The 4536-nt window shown below is 77.6% G+C and carries 4 protein-coding genes and 1 pseudogene; 3 read left to right on the forward strand and 2 right to left on the reverse strand.

All coding sequences use genetic code 11. The features are described 5' to 3' along the window. The first annotated feature begins 64 nt into the window (after nt 1-64). From aroA to hisN, 3 genes are read left to right on the forward strand one after another with little or no spacing between them, the layout of a single operon-like run. Nucleotides 65-1417 (forward strand): 3-phosphoshikimate 1-carboxyvinyltransferase, encoded by a 1353-nt coding sequence (gene aroA / locus IDM29_RS15145; protein WP_182111707.1) that lies wholly within the window; start codon nt 65-67, stop codon nt 1415-1417. A gap of 7 nt (nt 1418-1424) precedes the next feature. Further along, nucleotides 1425-2498, forward strand: a complete 1074-nt coding sequence (gene rsgA / locus IDM29_RS15150) for a ribosome small subunit-dependent GTPase A (RefSeq protein WP_182111708.1) — start codon at nt 1425-1427, stop codon at nt 2496-2498. Nucleotides 2499-2533: 35 nt separating this feature from the next. Further along, nucleotides 2534-3331 carry a histidinol-phosphatase gene (gene hisN, locus IDM29_RS15155; RefSeq protein WP_182111709.1) on the forward strand — a complete coding sequence of 266 codons (798 nt, stop codon included), beginning with the start codon at nt 2534-2536 and terminating at the stop codon, nt 3329-3331. An 88-nt stretch (nt 3332-3419) separates the two neighbouring features. Here hisN and IDM29_RS15160 read toward each other — a convergent pair whose 3' ends face one another. Together IDM29_RS15160 and IDM29_RS15165 are read right to left on the reverse strand one after the other, a co-directional pair. Next, nucleotides 3420-3887, reverse strand: a complete 468-nt coding sequence (locus tag IDM29_RS15160; protein WP_182111710.1) for a DUF6912 family protein — start codon at nt 3885-3887, stop codon at nt 3420-3422. A 15-nt stretch (nt 3888-3902) separates the two neighbouring features. Further along, nucleotides 3903-4536 (reverse strand): annotated as a pseudogene (locus tag IDM29_RS15165) (hypothetical protein); the annotation flags it as partial.

The following is a 4536-nucleotide window of genomic DNA, read 5'->3' on the forward strand; positions in this document are numbered from 1 at the left end:
GCCGCGCCGCCTGACGCCGGACGGCGCCAGCACCGGCGCCGCGCGCGCCGGTAGCCTCGGCAGCATGACGCCCGCGCCCGCGCCGCCCAGCACCGACCACGCCGTCGACGAGCTGTGGGCGGCGCCCACGGCGACCGGCCCGCTGGACGCGCTCGTCGACGTGCCGGGCTCGAAGTCGCTCATGAACCGCTACCTCGTGCTCGCCGCGCTCGCCGACGGGCCCGGCGTCCTGCGCGGGGCCCTCGCCTCGCGGGACACGCTGCTGATGGCGGCCGCGCTCGAGCAGCTGGGCGCCCGGGTCCAGCGCGACGGCACCGACTGGGCCGTGGAGCCCCTCGAGCTCGGCGCGCCCGCGCCGGCCCCCGGAGGCGAGCCGGTCGAGGTCGACTGCGGCCTCGCCGGGACGGTCATGCGCTTCCTGCCGCCGGTGGCCGCCCTGACCGGCCGGACCGTGCGGTTCGACGGCGACGCCGAGGCGCGGGTGCGCCCCATGGCGCCGGTGCTGGCGGCCCTGCGGGCGCTCGGCGCGCGGGTGGACGACGGTGCTCGCGGCACGCTGCCCTTCACCGTGACCGGTGGGCCGGCGGTGACCGGCGGCATGGTCGACGTCGACGCCAGCAGCTCGTCCCAGTTCGTCTCCGGGCTGCTGCTGGTGGGCGCGCTGCTCCCCCGCGGCCTGACCGTCCGGCACACCGGCCGGACGCTGCCGAGCCTGCCGCACATCCGGATGACGGTCGAGGTGCTGCGCGCGGCCGGCGTGGTCGTCGACGACTCCCGGCCCGACATCTGGCAGGTGCAGGCCGGGCCCGTCGCCGCCCGCGACGTCCGCGTGGAGCCGGACCTCTCCAACGCCGCGCCGTTCCTGTGCGCCGCCCTCGCCGTCGGCGGCACCGTCCGGGTGCCGGGCTGGCCCACGGACACGACGCAGCCGGGCGCGATGCTCCCCGAGCTCCTCACGGCAATGGGCGGCGCCGCGTCGCTGGACGGCGACGTGCTCACCGTGACCGGCACGGGCGAGGTCCGCGGCATCGACGTCGACCTGCACGCGGCGGGTGAGATCGCACCGACGATCGCGGCGCTGGCCACCCTCGCCGTCTCCCCCACGCGCCTGCGCGGGATCGCGCACGTCCGCAACCACGAGACCGACCGTCTCGCCGCGCTCGCCACCGAGATCGGCCGCCTCGGCGGTCAGGCCGAGCAGACGGCGGACGGGCTGGTCATCACGCCGCGTCCCCTCCACGGCGCGACCGTGCAGACGTACCGGGACCACCGCATGGCGACGGCCGCCGCCCTCATCGGGCTGCGGGTACCCGGCATCCGGGTGGTCGACGTCGCCACCACGCGCAAGACGCTGCCCGACTTCGTCGGCATGTGGACGGCGATGCTCGGCACCCCGCCCACCGGCACGACGGCGTGAGGCGCGCGTGACCCGCCGCTACGACGAGAGCGACGTCCGCACGCGGCCCAACCCGCGGGGCTCGCGCCCGCGGACCAAGCAGCGGCCGGACCACGACGACGCCGTGGAGGGCCTGGTCACGGGCGTGGACCGGGGCCGGTACCACCTGCTCGTCGCGCCGGGCGCGCCGGACGAGCGGGTCGTGCTCGCGATGAAGGCGCGCGAGCTCGGCCGCGAGCGCGTCGTGTGCGGCGACCGGGTGGACGTCGTCGGGGACACGAGCGGCGCGCCGGGCTCGCTCGCCCGCATCGTGCGCATCGGCGAGCGGTCGACCGTGCTGCGGCGCACCGCCGACGACACGGACCCGGTCGAGCGGGTCATCGTCGCGAACGCCTCCCAGCTCGTCATCGTCACGGCGCTGGCCGACCCCGAGCCGCGCACGCGCATGATCGACCGGTGCGTCGTCGCCGCCTACGACGCGGGGATGGACGCGCTGCTGTGCCTCACCAAGGCCGACCTGGCCGACCCCGAGCCGCTCGCCGCGCTCTACCGGCCCATCGGCGTCGACGTCGTCGTCACGGCGCGCTCCCACGGCGACGGGACCGTCGCCGCCGGGCACGAGGGCGCGCCCGGGGAGTGGACCGGGCTGGACGAGGTGCGGGCCAGGCTGGCCGGGCGCACCTCGGTGCTCGTGGGCCACTCGGGCGTCGGGAAGTCGACGCTCGTCAACGCGCTGGTGCCCGACGCGCGCCGGGCCACCGGCAGGGTCAACGACGTCACGGGGCGCGGGCGCCACACGTCGTCGTCCGCCGTCGCGCTGCGCCTGCCGGACCGCTCCGGCTGGGTGATCGACACCCCGGGCGTGCGGTCCTTCGGCCTCGCGCACGTCCAGCCGGACAGCCTCCTGGGCGCCTTCGCGGACCTGTCCGCCGTGGCCGCCGAGCGCTGCCCGCGGGGCTGCACGCACGCGGCGGACGCGCCGGACTGCGCGCTGGACGAGTGGGCCGCGCAGGCCGAGGGCGCCGAGCACGAGCAGCGCGCCGTCCGGGTCGACTCCATGCGGCGGCTCCTGGCGGCGCGCACGGGCGCCGACCCGGCCTGAGCCCCGGCGGGCGGGACGCCCGGTACGGTGCAGCCATGACGCGCTCGGGCTACGACGACGACCTCCGCCTCGCCCACGTGATCGCCGACCAGGTCGACGCCCTGACGATGTCGCGGTTCAAGGCGCAGGACCTGCAGGTCGACACGAAGCCCGACACGACCCCCGTGACCGACGCCGACCGGCGTGCCGAGGAGATCGTGCGCTCGCAGCTCGCCCGCACCCGACCGCGCGACGCCGTCGTCGGCGAGGAGATGGCGGACACCGGCCACGGCCCGCGGCGGTGGGTCATCGACCCCATCGACGGCACCAAGAACTTCGTGCGCGGCGTGCCGGTCTGGGCGACCCTCATCGCGCTCGTGGACCAGGGCGAGGTGGTGCTCGGCGTCGTCAGCGCGCCCGCGCTCGGCAAGCGCTGGTGGGCGGCGCTCGGCTCCGGCGCCTGGACCGGCAAGTCGCTGGCCGCCGCCAGCCGGCTGCACGTCTCGCAGGTCACGCGGCTCGAGGACGCGTCGCTGTCGTACTCGAGCCTGAGCGGCTGGGAGGACGAGGGACGGCTCGACGCGTTCCTCGACCTGACCCGGGCGGTGTGGCGCACGCGCGCCTACGGCGACTTCTGGTCGTACGTCCTGGTCGCCGAGGGCGCCGTGGACGTCGCGACCGAGCCCGAGCTCGCGCTGCACGACATGGCGGCGCTGGTGCCGATCGTCACGGAGGCCGGCGGCCGGTTCACGGACCTCGCGGGGACGCCCGGCCCGTTCGGCGGCTCCGCCGTCGTGACGAACGGCGCGCTCCACGATCAGGTGCTCGCCCGGCTCGACCGCACCGACGGCTGAGGCTCCCGCGACGCCGGGGACCCGCGGTCGCCGGGCACCCTCATCGCACTGGCACGCCGGTGCGCCGGTGCGCCGGTGCGAGGAGCGCTCAGCCCTTGACGCCCGCCGCGAGGCGCCCGAGCTCGCTGACGTCGTACCAGAGCAGGTCGCGCTCGGCCAGGCGCTCGGTCGCGTCGTCGTCGCCCGCGGCAGCCGCCACGACGTCGTCCTCGGCGGCGGCCTCGTCGACGTGCGCGCAGGCGACGTCGTCCCAGCCCACCGCGCTCGTCAGCCGGACCGCGCTGGGCGCGTGCGCCTCGTCGCCGTCCAGGGCGTCGACCACCGCGTCCGGGACGTCGGCGGCGACGACCACGCGGCGGCGGCCCGCGCGCGTGCTCGTGTCGAGCGCGTCGAGGCTGTCGTCGGCCGCCAGCAGCTGGGCCGCGTACTCGAGGCCCTCGTCGTCCTCGTCCGCCAGGGCGGCCCGCAGGGCGGGTGTCACGGCGTGGACCACGCGCGGCGCGAGCGGTCCCCGGGAGGCCAGCTCGGCCAGGCTCGACGGCAGGTAGATGCGCACGGGACCAGTGTGCCCTCAGCCGCTCGCCACCGGCGCCAGCACGCGCCCGACGTGCTCGGCGACGTGCCGGACCGCCCGCCGCACGGGCGACGACGGCGCGTGCTCGACGAGCGTGCGGCCCGCGAGCAGCGCCCCGTCGCAGGCGGCACGGTCCTCGGGGACCAGCAGCGCGTCCTCCACGCCGGCGTAGCGGTGCAGGGCGCCGCGGACGGCGTCGCCGGGCCGCGGGCCGCTCGCCGACGCGCGGAGCCGGTTGACCACGACGACGCGGCGCCCCGGCGCCACGCCCGCCTCGGCGAGATCCCCCAGGGCGCGGACGAGACGCTGGAGCCCGATCGGGTCGCCGCCGCCCACCACCACCACGACGTCGGCCTCCGCCAGCGCCGAGAGCGTGGCGGCGTTGCGCCGGGGCGCGCGCGTGTCGTAGCTCAGCGCCTCGTCCTGTTCGAGGGAGAACCCCGTGTCGACGACCGTCCACCGGGCGAGGTCGCGCGCCGCGCGCCACACCAGATCCAGGCTCGGGCCGGGCACCTCGGGCCAGCGCTCGGCCCGGCTGAGGCCCGTCAGCACGCGCAGCCCGGCGCCGACGGCGGGAGTCAGCGCCGCGAGGGCCGCCACGTCCAGCCGCCCGGTCGTCGCCGCGCGCGAC

The organism is Actinotalea sp. JY-7885 (genome assembly GCF_014525465.1).
Classification (GTDB): domain Bacteria; phylum Actinomycetota; class Actinomycetes; order Actinomycetales; family Cellulomonadaceae; genus Actinotalea.